The organism is Perlabentimonas gracilis (assembly GCF_011174675.1).
Lineage (GTDB): Bacteria > Bacteroidota > Bacteroidia > Bacteroidales > Tenuifilaceae > Perlabentimonas > Perlabentimonas gracilis.
This window is the reverse complement of sequence record NZ_JAANIG010000009.1, coordinates 65,521-90,038: the sequence shown is the minus strand read 5'-3', so window position 1 is coordinate 90,038 and position 24,518 is coordinate 65,521. Positions and strand designations below refer to the sequence as shown.

23 protein-coding genes and 1 pseudogene are annotated in these 24,518 nt (G+C 43.4%); 7 read left to right on the top strand and 17 right to left on the bottom strand.

Going from position 1 to position 24,518, the window contains the following annotated elements:
- Positions 1-5: 5 nt before the first annotated feature.
- On the top strand, positions 6-461 hold the full coding sequence (gene smpB, locus G8O23_RS06005; RefSeq protein ID WP_166362799.1) for an SsrA-binding protein SmpB: 456 nt from the start codon (positions 6-8) through the stop codon (positions 459-461).
- Positions 462-635: 174 nt separating this feature from the next.
- On the top strand, positions 636-1,019 hold the full coding sequence (locus G8O23_RS06000) for a hypothetical protein (protein WP_166362797.1): 384 nt from the start codon (positions 636-638) through the stop codon (positions 1,017-1,019).
- Between the two features lie 211 nt (positions 1,020-1,230).
- Here G8O23_RS06000 and gldB read toward each other — a convergent pair whose 3' ends face one another.
- Positions 1,231-2,241: a gliding motility lipoprotein GldB gene (gene gldB, locus G8O23_RS05995; RefSeq protein ID WP_166362795.1), complete on the bottom strand. Its 1,011-nt coding sequence runs from the start codon at positions 2,239-2,241 to the stop codon at positions 1,231-1,233.
- A gap of 142 nt (positions 2,242-2,383) precedes the next feature.
- Positions 2,384-3,910 carry a peptide MFS transporter gene (locus G8O23_RS05990; protein WP_166362793.1) on the bottom strand — a complete coding sequence of 509 codons (1,527 nt, stop codon included), beginning with the start codon at positions 3,908-3,910 and terminating at the stop codon, positions 2,384-2,386.
- A 441-nt stretch (positions 3,911-4,351) separates the two neighbouring features.
- Here G8O23_RS05990 and G8O23_RS05985 point away from each other — a divergent pair, with 441 nt between their 5' ends.
- Both G8O23_RS05985 and G8O23_RS05980 read left to right on the top strand, forming a co-directional pair.
- The gene (locus tag G8O23_RS05985) at positions 4,352-6,829 is read left to right on the top strand and encodes a helix-turn-helix domain-containing protein (protein ID WP_166362791.1); all 2,478 of its coding nucleotides are present in this window, start codon (positions 4,352-4,354) and stop codon (positions 6,827-6,829) included.
- A 17-nt stretch (positions 6,830-6,846) separates the two neighbouring features.
- Entirely contained in the window at positions 6,847-7,443 is a 597-nt protein-coding gene (locus G8O23_RS05980) for a hypothetical protein (RefSeq protein WP_166362789.1), read from the top strand.
- Between the two features lie 12 nt (positions 7,444-7,455).
- Here the strand turns inward: G8O23_RS05980 and G8O23_RS05975 are convergent, their stop codons facing one another.
- The 10 genes from G8O23_RS05975 to nusB all read right to left on the bottom strand — a co-directional run bounded on the left by G8O23_RS05975 (position 7,456) and on the right by nusB (position 15,352).
- The gene (locus G8O23_RS05975) at positions 7,456-8,460 is read right to left on the bottom strand and encodes an ABC transporter ATP-binding protein (RefSeq protein ID WP_166362787.1); all 1,005 of its coding nucleotides are present in this window, start codon (positions 8,458-8,460) and stop codon (positions 7,456-7,458) included.
- Between the two features lies 1 nt (position 8,461).
- Entirely contained in the window at positions 8,462-9,487 is a 1,026-nt protein-coding gene (locus G8O23_RS05970) for a FecCD family ABC transporter permease (protein ID WP_166362785.1), read from the bottom strand.
- Between the two features lie 20 nt (positions 9,488-9,507).
- Entirely contained in the window at positions 9,508-10,659 is a 1,152-nt protein-coding gene (locus G8O23_RS05965) for an ABC transporter substrate-binding protein (RefSeq protein ID WP_166362783.1), read from the bottom strand.
- Between the two features lie 2 nt (positions 10,660-10,661).
- Complete coding sequence (locus tag G8O23_RS05960; RefSeq protein ID WP_166362781.1) at positions 10,662-10,970, bottom strand: hypothetical protein; 309 nt, start codon at positions 10,968-10,970, stop codon at positions 10,662-10,664.
- Positions 10,971-11,168: 198 nt separating this feature from the next.
- Positions 11,169-11,882 (bottom strand): TerB family tellurite resistance protein, encoded by a 714-nt coding sequence (locus G8O23_RS05955; RefSeq protein WP_166362779.1) that lies wholly within the window; start codon positions 11,880-11,882, stop codon positions 11,169-11,171.
- Positions 11,883-11,896: 14 nt separating this feature from the next.
- Positions 11,897-12,481 (bottom strand): dephospho-CoA kinase, encoded by a 585-nt coding sequence (coaE, locus tag G8O23_RS05950; protein ID WP_166362777.1) that lies wholly within the window; start codon positions 12,479-12,481, stop codon positions 11,897-11,899.
- Complete coding sequence (locus G8O23_RS05945; RefSeq protein WP_166362775.1) at positions 12,481-13,482, bottom strand: YbbR-like domain-containing protein; 1,002 nt, start codon at positions 13,480-13,482, stop codon at positions 12,481-12,483. The genes coaE and G8O23_RS05945 overlap by 1 nt, the downstream gene beginning before the upstream one ends.
- A gap of 88 nt (positions 13,483-13,570) precedes the next feature.
- Positions 13,571-13,882, bottom strand: a complete 312-nt coding sequence (gene yajC, locus G8O23_RS05940; protein WP_166362773.1) for a preprotein translocase subunit YajC — start codon at positions 13,880-13,882, stop codon at positions 13,571-13,573.
- Between the two features lie 35 nt (positions 13,883-13,917).
- Positions 13,918-14,274: a DUF1573 domain-containing protein gene (locus G8O23_RS05935; RefSeq protein WP_166362771.1), complete on the bottom strand. Its 357-nt coding sequence runs from the start codon at positions 14,272-14,274 to the stop codon at positions 13,918-13,920.
- A 121-nt stretch (positions 14,275-14,395) separates the two neighbouring features.
- Positions 14,396-15,352 (bottom strand): transcription antitermination factor NusB, encoded by a 957-nt coding sequence (gene nusB / locus G8O23_RS05930; RefSeq protein ID WP_166362769.1) that lies wholly within the window; start codon positions 15,350-15,352, stop codon positions 14,396-14,398.
- A 325-nt stretch (positions 15,353-15,677) separates the two neighbouring features.
- Here nusB and G8O23_RS05925 point away from each other — a divergent pair, with 325 nt between their 5' ends.
- Entirely contained in the window at positions 15,678-16,064 is a 387-nt protein-coding gene (locus tag G8O23_RS05925; RefSeq protein WP_317168993.1) for a DUF3276 family protein, read from the top strand.
- Positions 16,065-16,110: 46 nt separating this feature from the next.
- Here the strand turns inward: G8O23_RS05925 and G8O23_RS05920 are convergent, their stop codons facing one another.
- A complete protein-coding gene (locus tag G8O23_RS05920; RefSeq protein ID WP_166362767.1) occupies positions 16,111-16,851 on the bottom strand; it encodes a hypothetical protein in 741 nt (246 codons plus the stop codon).
- A 192-nt stretch (positions 16,852-17,043) separates the two neighbouring features.
- Here G8O23_RS05920 and feoB point away from each other — a divergent pair, with 192 nt between their 5' ends.
- Positions 17,044-19,560: a ferrous iron transport protein B gene (feoB, locus tag G8O23_RS05915; protein ID WP_166362765.1), complete on the top strand. Its 2,517-nt coding sequence runs from the start codon at positions 17,044-17,046 to the stop codon at positions 19,558-19,560.
- 78 nt (positions 19,561-19,638) lie between these two features.
- Here feoB and G8O23_RS05910 read toward each other — a convergent pair whose 3' ends face one another.
- Positions 19,639-20,148, bottom strand: coding sequence for a ferritin (locus G8O23_RS05910; RefSeq protein WP_166362763.1), 510 nt, complete (start codon positions 20,146-20,148; stop codon positions 19,639-19,641).
- Between the two features lie 84 nt (positions 20,149-20,232).
- A complete protein-coding gene (locus G8O23_RS05905; RefSeq protein ID WP_166362761.1) occupies positions 20,233-20,715 on the bottom strand; it encodes a hypothetical protein in 483 nt (160 codons plus the stop codon).
- A gap of 10 nt (positions 20,716-20,725) precedes the next feature.
- Here G8O23_RS05905 and G8O23_RS05900 point away from each other — a divergent pair, with 10 nt between their 5' ends.
- Complete coding sequence (locus G8O23_RS05900; RefSeq protein ID WP_166362759.1) at positions 20,726-20,887, top strand: hypothetical protein; 162 nt, start codon at positions 20,726-20,728, stop codon at positions 20,885-20,887.
- A 15-nt stretch (positions 20,888-20,902) separates the two neighbouring features.
- On the opposite strand, the pseudogene G8O23_RS05895 reads toward G8O23_RS05900, so the two are convergent.
- Both G8O23_RS05895 and G8O23_RS05890 read right to left on the bottom strand, forming a co-directional pair.
- Positions 20,903-21,997: pseudogene (locus G8O23_RS05895) on the bottom strand (DNA polymerase III subunit gamma/tau); the annotation flags it as partial.
- Between the two features lie 172 nt (positions 21,998-22,169).
- Positions 22,170-24,452: a PAS domain S-box protein gene (locus tag G8O23_RS05890; RefSeq protein WP_166362755.1), complete on the bottom strand. Its 2,283-nt coding sequence runs from the start codon at positions 24,450-24,452 to the stop codon at positions 22,170-22,172.
- Positions 24,453-24,518: the final 66 nt, after the last annotated feature.

Genomic DNA, 24,518 nt, shown 5'->3' with positions numbered 1-24,518 from the left:
AGTAAATGGCAACGCAAACCAAGATATCAATAAAGAACAAGAAGGCTTACTTCCAGTACGAGATACTGGAAACCTACACTGCTGGAATTGTGCTTACGGGAACCGAGATAAAGTCGATTAGGCAAAGCAAAGCCAGCATGGTGGATGCCTATTGCAAGTTTATTAATGGTGAGCTTTGGCTCACGGGGATGCATATTGCCGAGTACAGCTTTGGCACCTACAACAACCACGAACCCAAGCGCGAACGCAAGCTGCTACTTAACCGCACCGAGCTCCGCAAGCTGTTCCGCAGCTCCCAGGAAAAAGGGCTAACCATTGTTGCCCTAAAGCTATTCGTTAACCCCAAGGGGCTAGCCAAGGTTGATATTGGCCTTGCCCGAGGTAAAAAGATGCACGATAAGCGAGAGGATTTGAAAAAGAAAGACTCGAAACGCGAAATGGAGCGGTTGCGGAAGTACTAACCATTCTTTAAACCAATTTCATCTCTTAGGATCTGAAAAAGTGATGCCTCTGGAATTAAACCTAATTCCAAAAGTGTATTTCATCTACATAACAAATTATTGGAGTCCAGATACCAACTAAACGGGGCGTAACCGAAAAGCCATAAGAGTAGGATTTAATATTTTATAGTATTTATGAAAAGGCTATATTTTCTATTTTCAATTTTCTCATTAGTTCTTATTGCATCTTCATGCGGTAAAGATGACAATGTTGGTGCAATTGCAAAGGTTGAAGTGAAACAAGGTGGAGTTGCTCAGTCGGGAGTTACAGTTTACATGTTTACAGAGCAAACTGGTCCCACCACAAGTTTTTTTAAACCGTTTCATTCACGTAAATCAGTAGTAACTGAAAGCGATGGTATTGCAACCTTTGAACTACAAGAAACATTCGATTTAAACACAATTGATACCCAAACAACTCTTTACTTTGGTGTATTTGGTCAAAATGATATTATACTAGGTAATGCAGCAATCACCATAAAAAAGGGCGAGACTAAAACAGTTACCATAAACATATAGGAATTTTTGGGTTACGACTTATAAGGTATTTAACTATCTAAAAAAAATGTGACTTGTTTTTTACTAACCACGCAACCTTTTAGATTCGTTTCCCATCTATGGGGTGTAAATCGGAAAATAACATAACGATTTTATACTCCAGCCTAAACAAAAAAAACTCGCCGAAAGGATTTCTCCACGGCGAGTTTTTTAATTGTAATATCCTCAAAAGCTATGGATTATACCGTGCTCGGCTAAGAATGCTCTGGTAATCCTTCTCGTTCATCAGCATATCGAGCGTATAGTCCTTGTTCCTATCCATAAATCGGGTTACTATACGGTACCCCAGCCAAACAGCTGCTTTGCCAGGCGATTCGGGTGGAAAACCCTTTGTAAATGGGGCTCCACTAACAAACTGGTTTATAACAAAATTATCGGTTGTAAAAAGCATCTTGTGCTCTACCAAATACGCCCACATGTGCGATTCATTATTACGGCACCACTTCATTTGCTCGGGGGTAAATCCAAATATTAGGCTATCGGGCTCATTGTGTAGCAATTTTTTTGTGGCGTACATCAGGCTACCCTCGTATATCATATTGTTAACCAGATTATCGATGGAATCGTTGAACTGATACTCACTAAAAAGCCATGCGCGAACCATATCCGAAGGAATCTTTTGGGGATGCATATTGTACTGCAAGTACTTAGGGATACCAAGCATTGGATAGAATTCGCAATCCCTTCCCAAGTAGCGATCGAACCCTACTGCAAGGGTACTATCAGCAATAACTATGGAGTTATTAAATCCGGATATAAAACCATATACCTTAGGCACCTGCTTCTCGGGCAGGTAGTATGAATACCGCTTAAACGCATTGGTTAGCTGGCTGTTTAGCCATTCGATATTAGCAAATATCTGTTGCACTTCATGGTAGGTATCTTGCACCATATTATCGGTTAAAAAGCTCAGGAGATAATCTGGATAGTCTGGCGCATCGGGGTTTCCAATTCCAATTATGCCCTCCGAGAAAAGATCAAGAAACCCCTCATAGCTGGCTCTTATCATCGCAATCTCATTCTCAAGGCTATCATTACGAATAGCGAATAGGTCTCTATCAAAACGCCTCACCTCAATCTCCAAATCAATTTCATCGAGCGGCACTTTATCTCTAGTACATTTGCACGATTCAAAGCCTAGCAACCCGATAAGAACTAACAGTAGAATATCTCTTTTACGCATAACGTTTAATTTTTATACTGATGTTAAAAATACATCTTTTTGTAAAACAGCCAACGTATTGCTATACGTTAAAAGTAGCTAAAAGGAATGTGAAAAAAAGGAGGGACCAAAGCCCCTCCTTAAAAAAATATTGTTAATATTCCTAATGTTCGCCGTGCATAAGCCTCCTGATAAGAGGAGCTGTAAGTAGCGCAAGAAGGGCAACACCAAACGCCACAATGGCAATGGTAGAGAATACGTGAGAGTACGAAAGAAGGGTTCTGAACCCACCTCCCAACTCTGCAATTCCATCGGGTGAGAGTCCTGTAACCTTCATGGTAATACGCTCAAGCAATCCGCCGTTTCCTGCAACATCCTGAGTGGTTAGCTTGGCAATAATCCCTGCGATGTAGTGTGCAAACGACATAGACAGGAACCATACCCCCATCATGAAACTTACCACTTTGGCAGGCGACAGACGAGTTACCACCGAAAGCCCAATTGGACTAATAAACAGTTCACCTGTGGTGATAAAGAAGTAACCGATAATTAGGAAGATGAGCGGCACATGACCAGTTTCTGACGCAAAACGCGCACCGTAGGCAAAGATTAGAAAACCCAAACCTACCTGAGCCAAACCGTAGGCAAACTTGAATGGGGTAAATGGGTTCATCTTACGAGTTGAAAGCCATGCCCATATCATTGAGAAGGGAATAGCTAGTGTAATGATGAAGAAGGGATTAATCATATTGGTTTGAGCGGCATTCATAAACACCAAATCAACATTACGCTCTGCGTATAGGGTGATGGTGCTACCAGCCTGCTCAAAGAACGACCAAAAGATTGTGCTGAAAATGGCAAGTATAAATATGGCAATAATCTTTTCGCGCTCAACCCGTGTAATCTCAATAAACGATTTACCTACTACAAAAACCACAACTGCCAAAACGGTGTATAGTAGGTAACCAGCAAGTTCACTTTTCCAAATAAGCATGGCGAGTATTGGAACTGCAACAATTGAAAGGATTGTAGAGATAGCAGGCATACTAAATCCGGCAATTTTTCTTTTGGCCTCCTCGGTTTGCGGGGGCAATCCTTTATCGGTAAATGTTCCGTTCTTAATACCTATCTGGAATACTGCTAGTCCTAGCAACATACCTACACCGGCAAGGCCAAAACCGTAGGACCAGCCCCACTGGTAAGCAACCCAACCACAGGCAAGCGGCGATAGCCATGCGCCAATGTTGATACCCATGTAAAAAATGGTGAAACCTGCATCCCTGCGCGGATCGCCTGGTTCGTATAGGCTACCCACCATCGATGAGATATTTGGCTTAAACAAGCCATTGCCTGCAACAAGGAAACCTAATCCACCAAAAAACAATACTGGGGTCTCAATGGTCATCATAAACAACCCGATGGCCATCATCACACCACCTGTCATAATAGCCTTACGATACCCTAAGAATTTATCGGCAATCATACCACCCAACACAGGAGTAGCATAAACCAACGCGCCAAAGGCAGCGTAAATACCGTAGCCTAATGCATCGGCCTCGGCGCTAATCATGTCGGCATATAGCCTTTGTACCACGTATAGCACTAAAAGTGCACGCATACCGTAGTAGCTAAATCGCTCCCATAGCTCTGCAAAAAACAGATAGTAAAGGGCTTTTGGATGTCCTCTCATAGTTCTTGTTTTTAATTGTTAATTGTTATTTTGATTTTGAAAAATTTGCAAGTTGCCCTATTCTCTAGGCTAATGTCTAGGGTTAGCTGATTTTAAGAAAGGGATAATTGATGGGTAAGTGGTTACTGTTTTATCAACAGATGCCAAAAGCCAAGGAAGTAGTGGTTACGATAAATTACCTGACTCAAAGCGTTTCCCATAGTTGAAATTGTTTTTGAGGTTGCAAACCTAAGTAAAAAAAACCAATCTTTAAAATTTTTCGAAACACTATCGCATTAATCTGCTGGTATTTAGAATATTCCAAGTGTCGATTTTTAAAAACACCAATGGAAAAGAAAAATTGTGAATAGCCTGTTTTGGCTGGCATATAAGTTTAAATTATCTTTATCAAAATTTATATCTAACTAAAAATCAATAACAGTTCAGCAACCAAATTGTTAAATGGATATAACGGTTACCCCTCAGCTGCAGCTTGCCCTCGATTTTGTGGAAACAACAGGCAAAAACATTTTTCTTACCGGAAAGGCGGGTACGGGTAAAACTACTTTTTTGCACAATCTTAAGACCCAAACCGCAAAACGGATGGTTGTGGTGGCACCAACTGGTGTTGCGGCCATTAATGCTGGTGGTGTTACCATTCACTCATTCTTTCAGCTTTCGTTTGGGCCTCAGTTGCCATTCTCAGCTTCTAATAGTGGAAATAGGGATAGTTCAAGAATACAGCGGTTCAGCAAGGTAAAAATTAACATAATAAAAAGCCTAGACCTACTGGTTATCGATGAGGTTAGTATGGTACGAGCCGACCTGCTCGATGGTATCGATTCGGTTTTGCGTCGATTTAAAAACCGCAACAAACCCTTTGGGGGCGTTCAGCTACTCATGATTGGCGACCTACAACAGCTTGCACCTATAGCTAAGGACGATGAGTGGGCAATCCTTCGCGAATACTACGATACGGTATTTTTCTTCAGCAGCAAAGCGCTAAGGCAAACCAACTTTGTGAGCATTGAGCTAAGGGACATTTTCCGCCAAAGCGATCAACTATTTATCGACTTGCTAAACAAAGTACGCAACAACGAGCTTAACCTCAATGATGTTAATTTGCTTAACCAGCGCTATATCCCAAGCTTTAAACCCAGCGATAACGAGGGTTACATCACCCTTACAACGCATAACAACCAGGCCCATAGTATTAATGCGGCCAAGCTCAAAGAGCTTAAAACCGAACCCCATACGTTCACTGCCACCGTAAGAGGCGATTTCCCCGAGCACGCTTACCCCACCGACTATGAGCTAACGCTTAAGGTAGGTGCCCAGGTGATGTTTGTTAAAAACGATCCCACCTACGAGAAACTCTTCTTCAACGGAAAGATTGGAACGGTTGAAGATATTGACGAAGAGGGAATATACGTGCAGTGCCCAAGTGACCCCTCGCCCATTCTGGTTACACCATTGGAGTGGGAAAACACAAACTACACCATCGACCCCGATACTAAGGAGATTAAGGAGAATGTTACCGGTGAGTTTATGCAGTACCCACTTAAGCTGGCGTGGGCCATAACCATACACAAAAGCCAGGGGCTAACATTCGATAGGGCTATAATAGATGCCCAAGCCGCTTTTGCCCACGGACAGGTTTACGTGGCGCTGAGCCGTTGCCGCTCGCTCGATGGACTGGTACTGAGCTCCAAAGTAAATACCAATGCCATTATTAGCGATAAAACCATTACCGGTTTTACCCGTGAGGTGGAGAATAACCAGCCCACCCAATCGCAGCTCACCGCAGCGCAGCTGGAGTACCAACGAGATTTGGTGCTAGAACTTTTCGATTTTATGCAAATCCAAAAATCGATTGACTTTACCCAACGCCTAGTACGAGATAATTCAAGCAGCTTTCCACCAAAGCTAGGCGAAAAACTATCCAGCCTTAGCCATCATTTTAAGGCAGATATATTTGATGTTGCCACCAAGTTCTGCCATCAGGTGGATAAACTGATAACCGAGCACCAGCACGTGCAAAAGAACCCTTTGCTACAGGAGCGCATTGTAAAGGCAGTTGTCTACTTTGTGCCGAAACTCGACGATGACTACTTGCAAGCATTCAGCAATACTTCGTACGAGTCCGATAGCCTCGAGCTGGAGAGCAAGGCCAAGGAGCAATTCGGACGAATTGCTAAAGCCATAGCCGAAAAGATTACCTGCCTTAAAGCCTGCGAATCAGGCTTCGACCTTTCGAAGCTACTTGAGGTAAGGGGCAAAGCAGCAGTTGATGACCTTGGGAAGAAAAAAGCCAAAGCACAAAAAGAAGCTATAGACATTGAGCATCCTGAACTTTTCGAGAAGCTCCGCCTATGGCGTCAGGCAGCAGCCGATGAGCGTGGGGTAAAAATATACAGAATACTTAGGCAAAGCACCCTATACGATATTGTAAATCGGCTACCCTACCATAAGTTGCTGCTAAAACCAATCAAAGGTTTAGGGGTGAAGAAAATAGCGGAGTTCGGCAACGACATCATCGATATCATTAGAGAGTACAGGGACGAGAAAGGATTGGAAACCCCTGAAATAGATATATTTGAAGATAATGAAAAGGCGATAAAGCCCAAGTCATGGGAGGTTTCGTTTGGCCTATTTAAGCAGGGCAAAAACATTGTGCAAATTGCCACAGAACGTGATATGGCCGAATCAACCATTGCCAATCACCTAACGCGCTACATCGACTCGGGAGAGATATCCGTTGATGAACTTGTTGCCCCAGAAAAAATTGAAACCATCAGCCAGTACTTTTTAAATACCGATGATACGCACCTTACCCCTGCCAAGGAGGCACTTGGCGACGAGTACTCATACAATGAGCTACGTTGGGTGCTAAAGCATCTGGTATCCACAGGAAAAATTATACCTGAAGAGACTAAATAACCAAACATCAAAATCTTATGAGAAACTATTTTATCATCATTGCCATCGCCCTAATGAGCGTTTCGTGCGGTTCTCCGAGTTCAAAGCAATCAGACGAAAAATCATCAAAATCGGCATTAAGCCTAGCAGATGAGAACTCAGCCGCATTTTACCAGAAGCTGCTATCGCTTTGCGGCAAATCGTTTGCAGGCCAAGAGGTGTACATGAAGGAAGGCCGCGAGAGCTGGGCTCACCTACCGTTTAAAATGTTTGTTACTCGCTGCGACAATCAGGAGATACATATCCCATTCCATGTGGGCGAGAATAAATCGAGAACGTGGATGTTTATCGTTGAAGATGGTAGGCTCCGATTCCGCCATGATCACAGGCATGAGGATGGTACTCCAGAAGATTTGACCCTTTACGGTGGTTACGCAAACGATAAGGGAACCCCATTCCGCCAGGAATTCCCTGCCGACGACTACACTGTGAACGTTCATCCTCGCTCCGAGGGTTCTGTTTGGGTGGTTGAACTGGCCGATGATATGAGTTCATTCAACTATCAACTACATCACCATGGCGAGCTGCTATTTCACGGGAAATTCGATTTGACAAAAGAGATTTCGGAGGATTAATCTCCTGAGGGTCTAAATGGCCCTCATTTTTTTTGCCAACTCACCAAGGCTACTGGTTTTAAAAACCAAATTTTGGTTCTCGGTTAGTAGCCAGTAGTGAATGCTATTTTCAGCAATGCATGTGACCTTAAAGCGAGCTAGCTCAGAGTTGTCGGTGCTAAAACCAATGCGTTCGAGCATTCGAGCTGTCCACAGGCGCACGCTTCCTTGCCCCTCAAGGGCAACCGATTTGCCAGGCTCACGACGATTGCGGAATAGCCCCAACTCGCCATCGAACACCACCTGCGTATCGGCTAGTAAGTGCTGAAAACTGTTGCTCAACGCTAAATCCTCGGGAGCACCAGCGGCAAATCCTGAGCAAAGCATCATCCAAATGGTATCGGCTTCATGAATTGCTCCCTGTAAGTCATGCGTGGAGTAAATTATTGTTTTACCCTTGGTATGAGCCAAATGCGATAGCAAGCGCACCATCTCGAACTTATTGGGCAGATCGAGGAAAGCGGTGGGCTCGTCGAGAATGATGATGCGAGTATCCTGCGCAAGGGCAAAGGCAATCATTGCCCGTTGGCGTTCACCATCGCTCACGGTAGTGATATCCCTATGGGCAAGATGCTCAATACCTACGAGCTTCAGGGCATAATCTACCATTTCCCAATCGGTTGGCGATAATGCCCGCGACCAGCTCAGATGCGGAAAACGGCCCACAGCCACAAAATCGCGAATGTAAAGGTTAGCAACCCTCACAGGCTCAGCTGGCACATAGCTAAGCGCCTTGGCCCGTTGCTTACGGACTAGTGATGTTGACCGTTTGCCCTCAACCAGAATTTCGCCACTTAGGGGAGTCTGCAGTCCAACAACTGAGCGCAAGAGGGTCGATTTACCAATTCCGTTTCGCCCCACCAGCGCAATAAGTTCACCTAGGTGTGCATCGGCAGAGAACTTGGGCAGCAGCGGATTGTTAGGACTATAGCCCAACTCCACATCTTTAATTGATATCGATATACTGCTGTGCTCCATACTACACTCCTGCAAACCTTTGGTTTTTAATCACCACATAAACTACAATGGGAATGCCCAACAAGGCAGTAACAGAATTGATGGGAAGTGTTACCTCAAACCCCGGAAGCTGCGAAACGATATCGGCAAATAGCATGGCTATACTGCCCAGCAGCATAACACCAGGGATAAGCACACTATGATTGGCCGTTCGGAATACCATTCGGGCCACGTGGGGTACTGCAATACCAATAAACCCAATTGGCCCGCAGAAAGCGGTAACACCACCTGCCAGCAAACTTGTTGATGAGAAAATTAGCACACGCGTAATGGTTAGGTTCAAGCCAACGCCCTTGGCATAAGCATCGCCCAGAAGCATAACATTTAACATCCTAATGGAGATAATACTTAGCACCAGTCCCACGCTAATTATTATGGCAAACACCTGAAGCTGCATACCCGCCACGGAGCTAAGACTCCCCATGGTCCATATAACAAAAGCCTTAAGCATAGACTCGCTACTGAAGAACTGTAGCACGCTCACCAATGCCGATGCGCCCGAGCCAAACATCATCCCAAGTATTAGGATAGTCATAATATCCTTTACCCTAACCGAGACGGCAAGCACAACCAGTAGTACCAGCATTGCGCCTGCAATGGCTGCTCCGGCCAAGCTAAAGCTGGTTGCCAAGCCTGTTAGGCTTGATGCCCCTACCGATGCTATCCCCAAAACCATAATGGCTACACCAAGGCTAGCACCGGCGCTAATGCCCAGCACGTAGGGGCCTGCAAGGGGATTTCGAAATGTGGTTTGCATTTGCAAGCCACTCACCGACAGGGCAGCTCCGGCTAACACCGCGGTAACAGATTTTGGCAAACGAAAATCGCGTACAATGGTAGTCCAAATCTCGTTATCGGACTGGCCAAAAAGCGATTTCACCACATCAACCCAAGGTATGGAAACAGAACCAAGTAGAAGATCGAACACAAAGAAAGCGAGTAGCAGCAAAACCAGTCCGCCAAAAATTAGCAGATTTTTTGATTTCATCAGTTTGCCACTACTTTTAATCATTGTAACGGTTTGTAGTAAACCAATTCATGCTGAATATGATTGGGGTGAAAAATTTTGATTAAATCCTTTAGGATGATATGTGGATTGACCACGCCCGATTCCCAAAAATCGTTGCCACCAGTAGGGTTTACCCTGTTGTTATTGTTAAAAACCCTTCCCTCTGCCAAAATGGGTAGGCTCTTAGCTATGGGGAGCTCATTAGCAACCTCACTCAGCGAGTTTGCCATCCCAGTATTTAGCCAAATATCGGAAGTTATGGCGTACTCTAAAGCATTCTCGATACTAAAAGGGTAACTACTATTGCCCTTGAGGTGCGATAGGCTGTAGTTTCCACCTGCATCGGCAATAAGATTGGCCATATAACCTTGCCCACCGGGAAAGTACCAAACATCTTTCCACGGTAAATTCAGAAAAACTGTTGGGTTCTTCTGATCTTTAGGCAAATAGCCCATAACGGAGTTATATTCAAATGCTATCCGATTAAAAATACTATCAGCCTTTGGCAAATCATCGAAAAGTAAACCAAAAGCTTTTAGCCACTCGGTTTTACCCAGAGGGCTCTCCTCCAGGTAATCGCCCACAAAAACAACAGGTATATTTAAATCCTTTAGCTTTTGTAGGTAACCTGCCATCTCGGCTCCCACTCCATAGGCCAGCACCACATCGGGTTTTAGGCTTACCAGCAGCTCGTAATTTAGGGCCTGCTCGTACCCAACGTCGCGAACCAAACCACTCTCTATGCGTTCTTGAACTCTCTTGCTGGTAACAAAATTGGTACCCGAAACACCAACCACTGATGATGCCATATTAAGCCTATCGATAAATGCGATATGGGTAGTGGATAGGCATACAACACTCTTTACTGGAATTGGGATAACCTCAGAATATCCCTTGGGGCTCACTTTTCCGTAGGATGTAAGCAAGTATTTATAGCTTATTCCCTTTGCATCTTGCCATGGGTTGGTAACGGTCAATTCAAAACCTTGGGAAAGCCTATTGATTGAAAAACCATTTGCATAGTCTACAGCAACCTTTAATGAGTCGGGGCTACTAACCAATGAGTCGGGATTTGGCTTCTGAACGCAGGAAGATGAAAGGATAAATGCAAGTACTACGAGTGAAGACGATAATCTACCTAATATATACATAGCTATTTGTTTGCATTCTTATAATTACTTGGAAAAATCCCCTCGGCAAGCGCACCAATTACAGCAGCAATGGCTGGATTCAGCTGACTCACATCTACCTGTCTATTACCATCAATTCCGTATCGAACGATAAGGGTATCATTATCGGCAATGGAGTTTATATCGATACGTTCTGCTATTTTGTGGCTAAGCGTTCGCTGATAAAAGCCCATATCCTTGGTTATAAGCCTTTGCTTAAGCAAATCGTTGGGATTGATAGCCGAGATTGTTTTCTCGAACTCTATGCGGATTTTGGGTTTTAGTGTGGACATACAGAGAAATTTTGTGATATATGTTTTGCGTTTAGCGCCGTGTCTCGGAATCGAAGCGTTTTTTTGCTGAGATAACGAGGTTCTGCGTTTTGCGTTCTGCGTTCTGCGTTTTGCGTTTTGCGTTCTGAATATTAACCTTAATCTTAAAACTTTTAACTTTTGACTTTTGACTTATGACTTTAAACTTTAAACTTTATACTACACAAACCCCCTCTCCTTCTTAATCTTCTCGTAGGCTTCGTTCACCTTTTGGAACTTCTCCTCGGCAGTTTTACGGATGTCCTCACCCAGGTAGCCCACCTTGTCGGGATGGAACTTTAGGGCCATGCTGCGGTAGGCCTTTTTTATCTCGTCATTAGTTGCGCTAGGCGAAACCTCAAGTACCTTGTAGCACGACTCCATGGAGTCGAAAAACATTGACTTTATGGACTCAAAATCGGCAGTTGAAACACCTATCCATGATGCAATGTTTGTTATAACATTTATCTCATTAGGATGAAGTATACCGTCGGCATTGGAAATTCCAAAGAGTAGATGCAGCAGCTGCAACCGCGAGGGGTAGTCCATATTATCGCGCACCTGATGGCATACATCCTTAAGTGGAACCTCTTTTTTAAGAATATCACGTAAAAGCATCAAAGCTTCCTTTGAGGCCGACTCGCCAAAACTCTTTAGAAAGTACTGCTTTACATACTCTAGCTCGGCGCGAACCACCTTTCCATCGGCCCGCATCACCTCGGCAACCAGCACTATTAGGCTTACCAAAAAGCTGTTGCGACTGGTTTGCCCAGTATAAACTGTTTGTTCTGAACTTTCAAAAAGTGAGCCTAGGGCAAAGCCAATAATTCCACCAATGGGCCCAAGAAAGGCCCAGCCCAAACCTCCGGCAATCCATTTTCCGTACTTAGCCATAAATCGTCAAAAAATTATAGTCTTAGTAAATTATCTATTAAACGGACCAGCTGCGTTGTGAGCAACTCATTGTCAACGTTGTTAATCACAAAATCGGCACGTTTTACCAGCTCATCTTGCTGCATTTGGTTAGCCATTCGCTGCCTAACCTCCCCTGGGGTAATACCATCTCGATTCACAACCCTTTGAACGCGGAGCTCATCGGGAGCCCATACGGCAACGGTTTTGTCAACCTGTTTATACGCACCACTCTCGAACAGTATGGCAGCCTCCTTAAATACCAACCTATGGCGCGAGCGGGCTCGCACCCACTGCTCAAAATGATTGGCTACAACAGGGTGAATGATGGCGTTGAGCTGCTGAAGTAGTAGCTTGTCTGCAAATACCATCTGCCCTACTTGCTTCCTGTTAAGCTCATTATTAGTGTATACATTTTCACCAAATAGCTGCTTAACACCATCAACAATGGTAGGATTTGTATTGGTAAGCTCACGTGCCCAATGGTCGGCAGAGTAAACGGGGTACCCCATTGCCTCTACAATTTGGCAAACAGTGGACTTGCCACTACCAATTCCGCCCGTTATACCTACCCTAAGCATCAGATTCGTTCTATTATAAAATCAACATACTTGGGTTCAATGTCAACCACCCGAACCACAAAGGGATCGCTCTCAACCTGAATCCTTAACTTGTTGCCTGTCCCATCTTGGGAATTGCTAAAATCAACAAAAGGCCTCACCAGATCCTCCTCAAACAAGTTACCATAGGAGCTGATAAGGACATTACATTTAAGGTTAACAATGCGAGGCAATAGAATAAGCCTGAGGGTGTCGGGCAAATTCTTAACCTCTATCGATTTGGAAAGGTTTGCTTCGGTAAATTTCTCAACGGGAATGGTAATATTTACCCTACGATGCGAGAAGCCAACCTGTTGCATTTCGCTCAACAATACTGAGGATGAGTGATTAGTCGATAATCTATCGATTCTTAATGGCCTTGTTTTGATGGTATTTATGGTGTCGATGAGCGTTCCTGGCCCACTAATGGTGATGCTATCGGGGCTCACCCGTATGGGGCCAGTAAACATATGTTGACGCTCAAGGGTGTAGTTTAGCACCGGGGTAACCTTTACCTTTTTCTGCTCCATAGTGGTGAACTCGAAGTGGAGCGAATCGGTAGCAATAACACCAAGTTGGAGTTCACCCTGCAGCTGATTAGCAATAGAATTACGAAGCGCATTGGTAAGCAGATAGCTTTTAGTATTGGAGCCATTTAGTGATAGCAACGGTGCTTGTTCTAGGTCGATTACTATTGGCGATAATGATGAGCCCAACTTGTAGCGAAGTAGGGTGTAGCCATAGGCCTTTACCTGAAGCGTTATTCTTCGGGGCGGCTCTCCTACCAGCACTTTTCCCCTTGGCATATTTTCTACCCTAAGTGGAAATGTTATCTCGGTTGTGTACTCGTAGGTTAGCTTGTTTAAGTACCAAAGTATGGATGCCACAGCCACAAAAAAGGTAAATAATGCTAACCTGATATTGAGGTTAACATTACGCTGGGTGATAACCTGTAGAAATCGCTTAGCGGTAGTGTAATCCATATGGCTACAGGGTAAAGTTTATAAAAAAACAGAGTTCAAAGCCGTTCCATAAGAAACGTTTTGAACTCTGTAAAGGTATAAAAAAATCCTACTTCTGCTGCAAATCGGACGAATCGCGCAAAACGGTACTCTTAATGACCTTAATCTTAACATTGTCAGAAATTTCAACAACAATGTGGTCGTCTTTAACATCGGCAACCTTGCCAAAAACACCACCGGCAACAATTACCTTGTCGCCTTTATTAAGAGCCTCCTGGAACTTCCTAAGCTCCTTCTGACGCTTCATCTGTGGACGAATCATGAACATGTAGAAAACTACAATGATTAGGGCAAGCATAATGAATGACATGTAAGGGCTACCCTCACCTGCCTGAAGAATTACGAAAAGTGTGTTTGTCATAACTGTGATTTTAAAAGATTACTCAAATTGATATTCTACTTTACTACATTAACTTTCAGTGTTACAGATCGTTTTGGCGTTACTGCATTGGAAACCAGGGTAACTGATTTAAACTGCGTGCCATACCACCCTCTGCTATCGAAAACTACTTCGAGGGTTGCATTATCGTTGGGTTTTACCACCTCTTTACTAAGTTTGGTTTTGGTACAACCACAACCAGCAATAATATCCTTTACTACAAGGGGTACATTCCCTGTGTTGGTGAATTGAAAGGTATAGGTAATTACCTCGCCATGCTTAATGGTTCCTAGGTCAATAAAATCGGCTTCAAACTCCATGCTGGCATGCTTTTCTCGTCCATCGTCGATATACTCAGGCAAATCGCTATCCACTGATTGTGATTCCCCTCTTACACCACATGAAGACAATGTCACGATTACAATGAGTAAAAAACCGATATATATGATATATGAACTACTAAGCTTTCGCATTCAAATATAAATATAAAATTTGCTACATATCCTCTTCGCCCACTAGCCCACGACCTTGCTTTTGTATTTTTCCCTCGGAGCGGTAGGCTGCAATAATTTTGTCGAGCACCCCATTAATAAAAGTACTACTCTGGTCGGTACTGTAATACTTACTTATCTCAATGTACTCGTTAAAGCTAACCTTAACTGGCACCGATGGAAAGTCGGTTATCTCGGTAAGGGCCATTTCCATAATCAGAATATCCATACTGGCAATGCGCTCCACATCCCAATTCTTGGTGTACTGATCGATAACCTGTGTATTCTCGTCATGGTTTAGTACTGCCTTGCGAAGCAAGCGCTTGGCAAAATCCTCATCATCCTCATTCTTAAACATTGGAAATACAGGAGTTGATGATTCCTGATCGGGTTCGAACTTCTTAAGGGTTTTTACCACCATACCAATCATGAAATCGAGGTCATCATTCCAATAAATGCTCTGCTCCTCGAGGCACTGAACGAAATCATCAAAATCGATAAGTTCTTTGGTTAAGATGTTTACCAAAACCTGACGATGGTCTGCAAAGTCAGCGGAGGGAAGCTCCATATACTTTTGGTAATAGTCTGATGCCGATATCTTTTGGAAAAGCTTCTTTATAAGCTCTGGATAGTTTACCCAGCTAAGCTTATTGTACGATAGGTAATCATGAACTGATTCGTTATCGCTAATAAGCGTAAAGTAGGGGTTTTCGACAAAGCGCAAATTAGGATTAAGGTCTTCATGCGTAGGCATGAGCTTTTGCCTGGACATTTCAATTCGCTTCTGGGCAAAACTTTGAATCTCGAGCAGTAGCAAGAATAAGTAGTTGTATAAATCGTACCCTTTTTTAATGCTATGGAAAAGCTCCTTTTCGGCCTTGGCCAACGAATCGTTTTCTCCCCTAAAAAAGGCAAAAAGAATATGTAATGCCTTTATCCTAAGTAATCTTCTGCTTATCATCTAAGAACGTATGTAAATATTGAGTCTATTTGAGGTGCAAAGATACGCTCAAAATTTTAGAATTTGCAAGGTTTTAACGAAAATGAACACTATTGGCCACGCGAAGCAAGGGATTAAGCTGCAGGGCGTCCCCCTCCCTCATCAACACCGCCGTTAACTTGTGCCAAGTGAATATATGGAGCTTACCCAAACCGATTATTTGCTGCCTAATGATTAAAAAAAATTAACAATTTTTTAAAAATATCTATGATCATAATGGTTCTAAAAATATTTTTTTATTTTTGAGCGGTAAATATCCAATATTAAATCATTAAAAAACATAGAAATGATGGATGAGTTAAATAATCACGATGGGCTTGATAGGAACGAGCGAGATGATATTTTCTCTAAGGTAGTTAGAGCGGGTAAAAGAACCTATTTTTTTGATGTAAAGGCTACCCGTCAGAACGATTACTACTTAACAATTACCGAAAGCAAGAAAAGGTTTGGACAAGATGGTAAGTTTTTCTTCGAAAAGCACAAGATTTTCCTATACAAGGAAGATTTTGAGAAGTTTGCCGAGGGCTTAAATGAGGTTGTTGACTACATTAAGGCCAACAATGGTGAGGCTCCAGAATACAATAAGCCAACACAACCTACGGAAGAACAAGAAGTTGAGGTATTGCAGAATGAACTTTCAAATATCAGCTTCGACGACTTAGACAACAACTAGTTTACCTACAATAAATATAAAACCAGCACCACCAGTGCTGGTTTTTTCATTGCTCTTCTTCGGGTTGGGGTGGATTTTGAACGATCTCCTGAATCTCAGCATCATTTAGCTCCTTCACGTTGGTTATGATAAACGAATCTTTTATAAACCTACCAAGGGAGTTGCACTCGTCGATGGCCAGCTGAAATGGCAACCGCACTTTAACCGACAGAGGTATCAGGGTTAGCAGGGTTACGTAATTTTTGGAAAACTCCACCTTTTCTACCTCAGCATCGCTCTGCTTTAGGCTATAGGTAAACTCACCCTCTATGAGCTTACGCTGCGATGAGGTAAAGGGTTCTTCATCTAAGGAAAAAACAACAACAAAATACCTGAGCTTTCCCGCTTTACCACCCAACCCAGTTGAAATGAAAACCTGCTGCTCATCGAGTAGCTGGGTCTCAAGGAGCATTCGACTCTCCTGAGTGGCCATAATGGCCCAATCCCTGAGGTCTGAGGTAGCCTTGGCCGAGTAGCGTTCAAGAATCCGGTATGCTTCGGGTTGATCAATCGAAGCTAGGTTCACCAGCAATGCTTTTTTATCATCAAGCGGTACATCATCGTCGTACAGTTTATGCTCATTGCTAAGAACTTCCTCTATGTTGTTGGCTCCATCCTTCGATTTTGAGTACTCAAAGTAGTCCATCTGTACTTTTATATCCACCTGGTGCTCAAGAATGCTAAAGTTGGTGGATTCACCCCCCAAAATTTCACGTATCCTTGCCAAAATGTTATCTTCTTCTTTCAAGGTATTCCTCCTATTCTTATGGCTTACAGTATAAAACTTTTATTGAAATATTGCAAAATTGTAGTTTGCTAGTTTGACCCAAACAAATTGTATTGGTTTAGCACAAAATACCAACTATTAGGGATACCCAAAGTTAATAAAAGATGCTAAGTTTGCAGATTATTTATATTGAGTCTTTATAAAGTTACAAGAATGCTTTTAAGCGAACTACAAAACGGCGAGTACGCCATCATATCAAAAGTAAGAGGACGCGGTGCATTCCGCAAGCGAATTATCGAAATGGGATTTATCAAGGGTAAAAAAGTTACCGTGATAAAAAATGCTCCGCTTAAAGACCCAATTGAGTACTCGATACTTGGATACGAGGTTTCGCTCCGTCGAAGTGAGGCCAACCTAATAGAGGTAGTTACCCCTGAGGAAGCTAAAAAACTGATTAAAAGCAATTACAACGGAACGCTCGATAACCACGATGAGATTGAGATTGCTGAAACGGGAGCAAAAGAGGTTAGCAAGATTGTAAATATTGCCTTGGTGGGCAATCCAAATTCCGGAAAAACTACCCTATTCAACTATGCATCGGGAGCCCGTGAGCATGTGGGAAACTACAGCGGGGTTACAGTCGACTCCAAGCTGGCTCACTTCAAGCATAAGGGCTACACCTTTAACATAACCGACCTCCCCGGTACATACTCGTTAAGCGCGTACACCCCTGAAGAACTCTATGTACGGCGATTTATCCATGAGCAAAAACCCGATGTGGTTATCAATGTGGTTGACTCATCGAACCTAGAGCGCAATATGTACCTCACCACCCAGCTTATCGATATGGATATAAAAGTGGTGCTAGCTCTTAACATGTACGATGAGTTGGAAGCCCAAGGCGATAAGTTTAACTACAAGGATTTGGGCAGAATGATCGGTATTCCAATGGTGCCAACTGTTAGCTCCAAGGGCAAGGGAATTAAGGAATTGTTTGATACCGTGATTAATGTTTATACTGATAAAGACAAAACCTTAAGGCATGTTCACCTTAACTACGGCGAACATATTGAGCGTGCCATCGAGGCCATTCAAGTGCCCTTGAAAAAGCATGAAAAGAAGCAGCTGAATCTTCACTACTCATCGCGATACCTTGCCATAAAGATGCTTGAAAAGGATAAGCAAGCCCATAGAATACTGGGCAAATCGGGAGGGTATGTTGAGATTAGTGAAGTTGCCAACGCTCAAATTAAGCGGTTAGAGGAGATTTACAACGAAGACTCCGAAACGCTAATTACCGATGCCAAGTATGGCTTTATTGCTGGAGCACTTAAGGAAACCTATACCGAAAACAAGCACAAGAAGAGGCAGAATACGCAAACCATCGATGCCTTTGTTACCCATAAGCTCTTTGGATTCCCCATCTTTCTGCTATTTATGTGGTTTAGCTTCTTCACCACATTCAAGCTGGGTGCCTACCCTATGGACTGGATTGACCAAGGCATAGCACTACTTAGTGGCTTCCTAGGTGACGTGATGCCAAGCGGTGCTTTCAAAGATCTACTCATTGGGGGTATAATTAACGGAGTGGGTAGTGTAATTGTATTCCTGCCCAACATTCTGTTACTCTTCTTTTTTCTTTCGATACTTGAGGATACTGGGTATATGGCTCGTGCCGTGTTTATAATGGACAAGCTTATGCACAAAATTGGCCTACACGGCAAATCATTCATACCTCTTATTATGGGGTTTGGGTGCAACGTACCCGCCATAATGGCTACTCGAACCATTGAGAACAAGAACAACCGGCTGGTTACCATGCTCATAAATCCATTTATGTCATGTAGTGCCCGGCTGCCTGTATACATCCTAATACTGGGTGCATTTTTCCCCGAAAAAGCGGGCTCACTCCTTTTCCTTATATATCTTATAGGCATAACCATGGCTATCCTCATGGCCATTCTATTTAAGAAAACCCTATTCAAAGGTGAGGATATTCCCTTTGTGATGGAGCTCCCACCCTACCGAATTCCAACCATAAAGTCAACCATTAGGCATATGTGGTTTAAGGCATCGCAGTATCTTAAAAAAATGGGAGGCGTAATACTTATAGCCGTTATAATAATTTGGGCACTCGAGTACTACCCAAAGGGTGTTGAGTATAGCCAGGATTATCAATCGCAGATTGAGCAAATAAAAAGTGAATTGGAAGGGCATACCTCTATAGCTGATGAGGAAAATTCAACTAACGACCTTGAAGCAGAGATAGTAAGCATTGAAAACCTTATGATTGCCGAAAGGCAAGCCAACTCGTACCTGGGCAGAATAGGTAAAACCATCGAACCTGTTATTCGACCATTAGGTTTCGATTGGAAAATGGGAGTTAGCCTACTCTCGGGTATTGCCGCCAAGGAGATTGTGGTTAGCACGCTTGGGGTGTTGGTACAAGCGGGTAGCGACTCCGATGAGACAAGCCAAACGCTAATTCATAACCTTAAAAATGAGGTGCATACCAGCGGCCCTAAGGTGGGCCAAAAGGTTTATACTCCACTGAGTGCCTTCTCGTTTCTGCTTTTTATTCTGATTTACTTTCCCTGTGTAGCAGTTATTGCAGCTATAAAAAAGGAATCGGGAAGTTGGAAGTGGGCAGCTTTCACCATTTTCTATACTACCGCGTTGGCTTGGCTGGTATCATTTGCCTTCTATCAAATTGGAAGTCTGCTGGTTTAGGCATCATTACCTATAAAAAACATAAAGGGGGCCGAAATATTCGCCCCCCTTTGCACTTATGGATCTCGCTACCTGATTTTACTCCGCAGTTTCATCAACAAACTGGCGAGCTTTTAGCTCCTTATCAAGCATATAAATTCCATGGCCTTTGCCATCAAGTAGCTTCAGGCTATCAATAATTTCTTGTGCACCTGCTTCCTCCTCAACCTGCTCGTCGATAAACCACTGAAGCATACTCTTTGTAGCATGGTCCTTCTCCTCGATGGCAACATCCATAATGTTGTTAATAAGCGACGTTACCTTTTGCTCATGCTTAAGGGTTTCCTCCATGGCATGCATAGCGCTATCCCACTTCTCTGGAACGGCATCAATGGGCTTCAGAATTGGTCTTTCGCCCCGCTCCACCACATAATCGAAAAACTTCATGGCGTGCGAAAGCTCCTCTTGCCACTGAACTCTCATCCAGTTGGCAAATCCATTCAAACCTTCCGATGAGAAGTAGGCCGACATGGAAAGATACATATAGCCCGACCAAATCTCTGCATTAATCTGATCGTTAATGGCATTGTAAACTCGTTGATTTAGCATAGTAGATTAATTTTTAAGTGGTTATTAATAATTACTTCTGTATACATTAACAATGTAAATAATTAAATGTTTGGTATTAAAACGTTAGTCAAAATCCAAATTCAACTGTTGTTTCAGGTTTAGTAGTTTAGGATTCTTCTGACTCAAGAACTTAAATCGATCCTCAACGGTATAAATTTTCCCGTTACCATTCCCATTGCCTTGGCTCTGAAAACTTGCCTCGATTACGAGCCCCTTACTTCCGAGCTTCGAGCGAAGGAAATGAGTTAATTCATTTTTAACCTCGGCAAACATTTCAAGCTGCAGCTGGGCCTCGAACACTACTTTTACCTGAAAATTACTCGCCAGTACAGGCTGATACGTTGTAAGCAAGCTAATAAATCTTGGCTTCCCCAGCAAGTGACTTTCAATAAACTGCTGCCAATGGCGTTCCAAATCCACCTGACTAAAGAGAACCTCCTCTTCGGCGGGAATATCAACATCAATATCTTCGTCCTCAACATCATCAATAATTGGCTGGGGTTGATCAGCCTCATTTGAGGATGCTGCTATAGGTTTACCCTCCAAGGCATCTTTTATGGATATGCTCTTAGGGGTAGCCCTTGAAACCGGGATGGGCTTTTCGGGTAATGGTTTTGCAATTGGCTTAGGTTTCGGTTCTGCAACTACCTTTGGAGTATCATCGGTACTACCAGTAAGAATGGTAAGCTCGTTGGTATACTCGTCTAACCACTCGTAGAGGTTATTTTTTTTTTTCTTGATTAAGTCCGCACAACCTAATCAGCATAAGCTCAACATGAAGCCGCTGATTACTACTTTGCCGATAGGTTACATCGGCCTGGTTCACCACATCGAGAGCTTTAATGAGGAACTCCACAGAGCATTCGGTGGCAAACTTGATGTATCGCTCGGCAATGGCTGCGCCTACCTCAAGTATCTGCGCAGTTTGTGGGTCTTTACATACCAACAAGTTCCGCAGATGATCGCTCATCCCTGAGGTGAACTGCTGTACATCGAACCCCTTAGAGAGCAGCTCATCGAATGTACGGAGGGCATTGGCGAAATCACCCTTCAAAAAATCTTCGGTGAGTGTGAAGTAATACTGAAAATCGAGAACGTTCAGGTTCTCAATTACCTTTTGGTAGGTGATATTATTATCGCTAAAGCTAACCACTTGATCGAAAATGGACAGCGCATCGCGCATGGCACCATCGGCCTTTTGGGCTATAATATTTAGCCCTTCCACCTCGTAGGTTACATTCTCTTCCTTGGCAATAAACTCGAGGTACTTCACTGTGTCCTCTACCTTAATCCTATTAAAATCGTAGATTTGACAACGCGATAGGATGGTAGGTAGAATTTTATGCTTCTCGGTGGTAGCTAGTATAAATATTGCGTGAGCTGGTGGCTCTTCTAGTGTCTTGAGAAACGCATTGAAGGCTGCCTGCGATAGCATATGCACCTCATCGATGATATAAACGCTGTACTTACCAATTTGAGGTGGTATACGCACCTGCTCTATAAGCTTACGGATACCATCAACGGAACTGTTTGAGGCAGCATCGAGTTCATGGATATTAAACGATCGCTGATTGATAAAAGCCTTACAACTCTCACACTCATTACACGCCTCCAACTCGGGAGTTGGATTTAGGCAATTTATTGTTTTGGCAAATATTCGGGCACACGTTGTTTTTCCCACGCCACGGGGGCCGCAAAACAGGTAGGCCTGAGCAAGCTGCTTGCGCTGAATAGCATTTTTAAGGGTTGTGGTTAGCGAATGCTGGCCAATCACACTCTTAAAACTGGTGGGTCGATACTTACGTGCTGAAACAACAAAATTTTCCATAAATCAATAAATTGCTGACAGTTGGCATTAATTATAATCCATACTTGGTATTTACAAAAGTAGCTAAATTTGGTAAGCATATAAAAATTTTGTGCCATCTGCTACAAATAAAAAAAATACAGGTCAGCTAAGGGTGCTGACCTGCATTGAGTTTTGCTAAACAAATGGATTGCTAGAATAAATCAACAGAGATATTCTGTATAAAAGCAGTTATGGTGAACTCACGCCCCACCTTGGCTTCGGTGAGCAGCATTAGTACGTTTAGCTCCTCGCCATCCTTACGGATAATAGAAATTTCACGCCTTTCTCCAACAATGGCGGGCTTCTCTGGGTCGAGATAGGAAGCCAAGAACTCGTCAGTATCAGAGGCCTCTGGGGGGAATAAGATACGAATGCTTTGGCCAAGAATCTCGTCCTTGGTTACACCCAGTAGTTCCTCGGCTGCTTTATTGAAGAACTGTACAATACCATCCTGATCGGTGGTGATAATTGCATCGAGGAAGCCCTCGAGGGTCTTCTCGGTTCGAATCTTAACGCGCTCTATCTCCTTGAACTGATTCTTAATATCTTCCTTAGCCTCACGGAGTTTACGGTTTAGCTCCACCTCATTCTGCCTAAGCATCTCCTCTTGGCGCTTAAGCTGCTCGGTCTGCTCCATTGTCTCAATCTCCATGAGTTTCTCACGGGTATTATCATGGCCAATAAATACTACTTTGGCCACCTCGCCATACATATCGTTAACTGCCGTAAACGTACCTCGGAACCAACGCTCCACGCTATCCTTCATGAGCATCTTTACCTGTCCCTCGAAAGGTATGCCATGGGTTACGTCGTCCCAAATGCCCTCAATCTGCTTTCTATCGTTATTATGGAATAGGTCGAAAATAGTCTTAGCTTTAGCTTCGGCCAACGTGAGGGCAAAGGTTTGCTGGAATTTTTCGTTCACATCGAGGATATCGCCCGTTGGGGTGTACTCGGCCTTTATGCTAGAGCGGTTAAGCGCCTCTATTTGCCCCTCAAAGTCGAGGCTTTGGTTTTTCTGCTCGGTGGTATCAATGGCCAAAAACAGGATCTTTTCTACTCCGCCATTGGGATTACGCACGCAGGTGTAGGTTGCAATAGTCCAAAGATCCTTTCCACTCTTGGTTACATGCTTCATATCGCCCTCGAAATGGTGACCTCCCTTTGCTAGGCTTTCCCAAATCTCATCGAACCAAACCCTATCCTTTTTATTTATAAACATGGAGATGTGCTTACCCTCAACCTCAGAATTCGAAGAGTACTCGAGCTTGTTTAAGAACTTTGTGTTTGCGTAAAGTAATACCCCATTCACATCGTACTCGGCGCGAATCAGGGTATGGTTAACCGAGTTGGTAAAGCTTATAAACTTTTCGGCCTGACGAGCAGCTTCCTCTTGGGTTGCCTGTAGCTCCTCCATATTCTGGCGCATCTGCTCTTCCTGTGCTTGGAGTATCTCGGCTTGCTCCTGCGATTCCTTTAGCAGCTTAGCAGTACGAATATTGATTTTTGTATTTGATATGGTGGAAGCAATACTTTCAGCAACCTTCTCAATAAAGTCGATACGATGCTGATCGAATGGCTGGAACGACGCTATCTCCAATACACCGTGCACCTCATCGTTAACCTTAAGGGGAATTAAGGCAATATTCTTTGGATTGGCTGTGCCCAAGCCAGATGTGATCTTGAGGTATGAGTCGGGAACTTTTTTAAGGACTGTGGTTTGCTTCTCCAGTGCACAGGCACCTACCAGCCCCTCGCCCCAATCTACACGACTATCGGCATACTTTCTGCGCTCGTAGGCGTAGCAGGCCGTGAGGTTAAAGAACCTATCGCCGGGGTCGGTATCGTCCAATAAGTAAAAACCACCCTGATTGGCATCGACATACTTAACCAAATTGCTTATGATTAGATATGTAAGCTCTTCAACATCATCTTTCTGAGTTCTTAAAATCTCTCCAAACTTGGCAAGTCCCTCAGCAGTCCAACTGCGCTGTTCGTCCTCTTTTCTCCGAGCAGCCTCTTCTTCCTTGCTTTGCTTAAGGGTATCGCGAAGATTTACTATGGCCTTCCCCAGCACATCATTCTCATCAGGAGAAAAATCAGCCTCAATATCACCTTCTTTTAGCTTTTGAACAAATCGGTATAGCTTACGCTGATGCGTTGTTTCTTTCTCTGTAAAGTCTTTGGCCTCATTCTGTACACGGGACACAAATCTGGCTATAAAAACCGATGCCACAGCAAGAATTATAGGTAAAGCATCTAGCAGATAGAAGACGGGTGAGTGTTTATGCAATTGAGCTATCCCTGCACCAGTAAAAGCTATGTTTTGCATCAGGGCCTGCACAAACATTAATACAACTAAAAAAACTAGGCCTATAACAAAGGTTATAAGTGAAATTCGGATAACAAACCCCTTTGAGTAATTATGCTGCATAGTCGGAAAAATTTGACTAAAATTAGATATTATTTGTTATAATCACTAAACTGTTGCCAAAAAACT

Bases quoted from the DNA above. Each gene is read 5' to 3' on its own strand.
- smpB (WP_166362799.1), top strand. From the start codon at position 6: ATGGCAACGCAAACCAAGATATCAATAAAGAACAAGAAGGCTTACTTC.
- G8O23_RS06000 (WP_166362797.1), top strand. From the start codon at position 636: ATGAAAAGGCTATATTTTCTATTTTCAATTTTCTCATTAGTTCTTATT.
- gldB (WP_166362795.1), bottom strand. From the start codon at position 2,241: ATGCGTAAAAGAGATATTCTACTGTTAGTTCTTATCGGGTTGCTAGGC.
- G8O23_RS05990 (WP_166362793.1), bottom strand. From the start codon at position 3,910: ATGAGAGGACATCCAAAAGCCCTTTACTATCTGTTTTTTGCAGAGCTA.
- G8O23_RS05985 (WP_166362791.1), top strand. From the start codon at position 4,352: ATGGATATAACGGTTACCCCTCAGCTGCAGCTTGCCCTCGATTTTGTG.
- G8O23_RS05980 (WP_166362789.1), top strand. From the start codon at position 6,847: ATGAGAAACTATTTTATCATCATTGCCATCGCCCTAATGAGCGTTTCG.
- G8O23_RS05975 (WP_166362787.1), bottom strand. From the start codon at position 8,460: ATGGAGCACAGCAGTATATCGATATCAATTAAAGATGTGGAGTTGGGC.
- G8O23_RS05970 (WP_166362785.1), bottom strand. From the start codon at position 9,487: ATGAAATCAAAAAATCTGCTAATTTTTGGCGGACTGGTTTTGCTGCTA.
- G8O23_RS05965 (WP_166362783.1), bottom strand. From the start codon at position 10,659: ATGTATATATTAGGTAGATTATCGTCTTCACTCGTAGTACTTGCATTT.
- G8O23_RS05960 (WP_166362781.1), bottom strand. From the start codon at position 10,970: ATGTCCACACTAAAACCCAAAATCCGCATAGAGTTCGAGAAAACAATC.
- G8O23_RS05955 (WP_166362779.1), bottom strand. From the start codon at position 11,882: ATGGCTAAGTACGGAAAATGGATTGCCGGAGGTTTGGGCTGGGCCTTT.
- coaE (WP_166362777.1), bottom strand. From the start codon at position 12,481: ATGCTTAGGGTAGGTATAACGGGCGGAATTGGTAGTGGCAAGTCCACT.
- G8O23_RS05945 (WP_166362775.1), bottom strand. From the start codon at position 13,482: ATGGATTACACTACCGCTAAGCGATTTCTACAGGTTATCACCCAGCGT.
- yajC (WP_166362773.1), bottom strand. From the start codon at position 13,882: ATGACAAACACACTTTTCGTAATTCTTCAGGCAGGTGAGGGTAGCCCT.
- nusB (WP_166362769.1), bottom strand. From the start codon at position 15,352: ATGATAAGCAGAAGATTACTTAGGATAAAGGCATTACATATTCTTTTT.
- G8O23_RS05925 (WP_317168993.1), top strand. From the start codon at position 15,678: ATGATGGATGAGTTAAATAATCACGATGGGCTTGATAGGAACGAGCGA.
- feoB (WP_166362765.1), top strand. From the start codon at position 17,044: ATGCTTTTAAGCGAACTACAAAACGGCGAGTACGCCATCATATCAAAA.
- G8O23_RS05910 (WP_166362763.1), bottom strand. From the start codon at position 20,148: ATGCTAAATCAACGAGTTTACAATGCCATTAACGATCAGATTAATGCA.
- G8O23_RS05900 (WP_166362759.1), top strand. From the start codon at position 20,726: ATGGATATGCTCTTAGGGGTAGCCCTTGAAACCGGGATGGGCTTTTCG.
- G8O23_RS05890 (WP_166362755.1), bottom strand. From the start codon at position 24,452: ATGCAGCATAATTACTCAAAGGGGTTTGTTATCCGAATTTCACTTATA.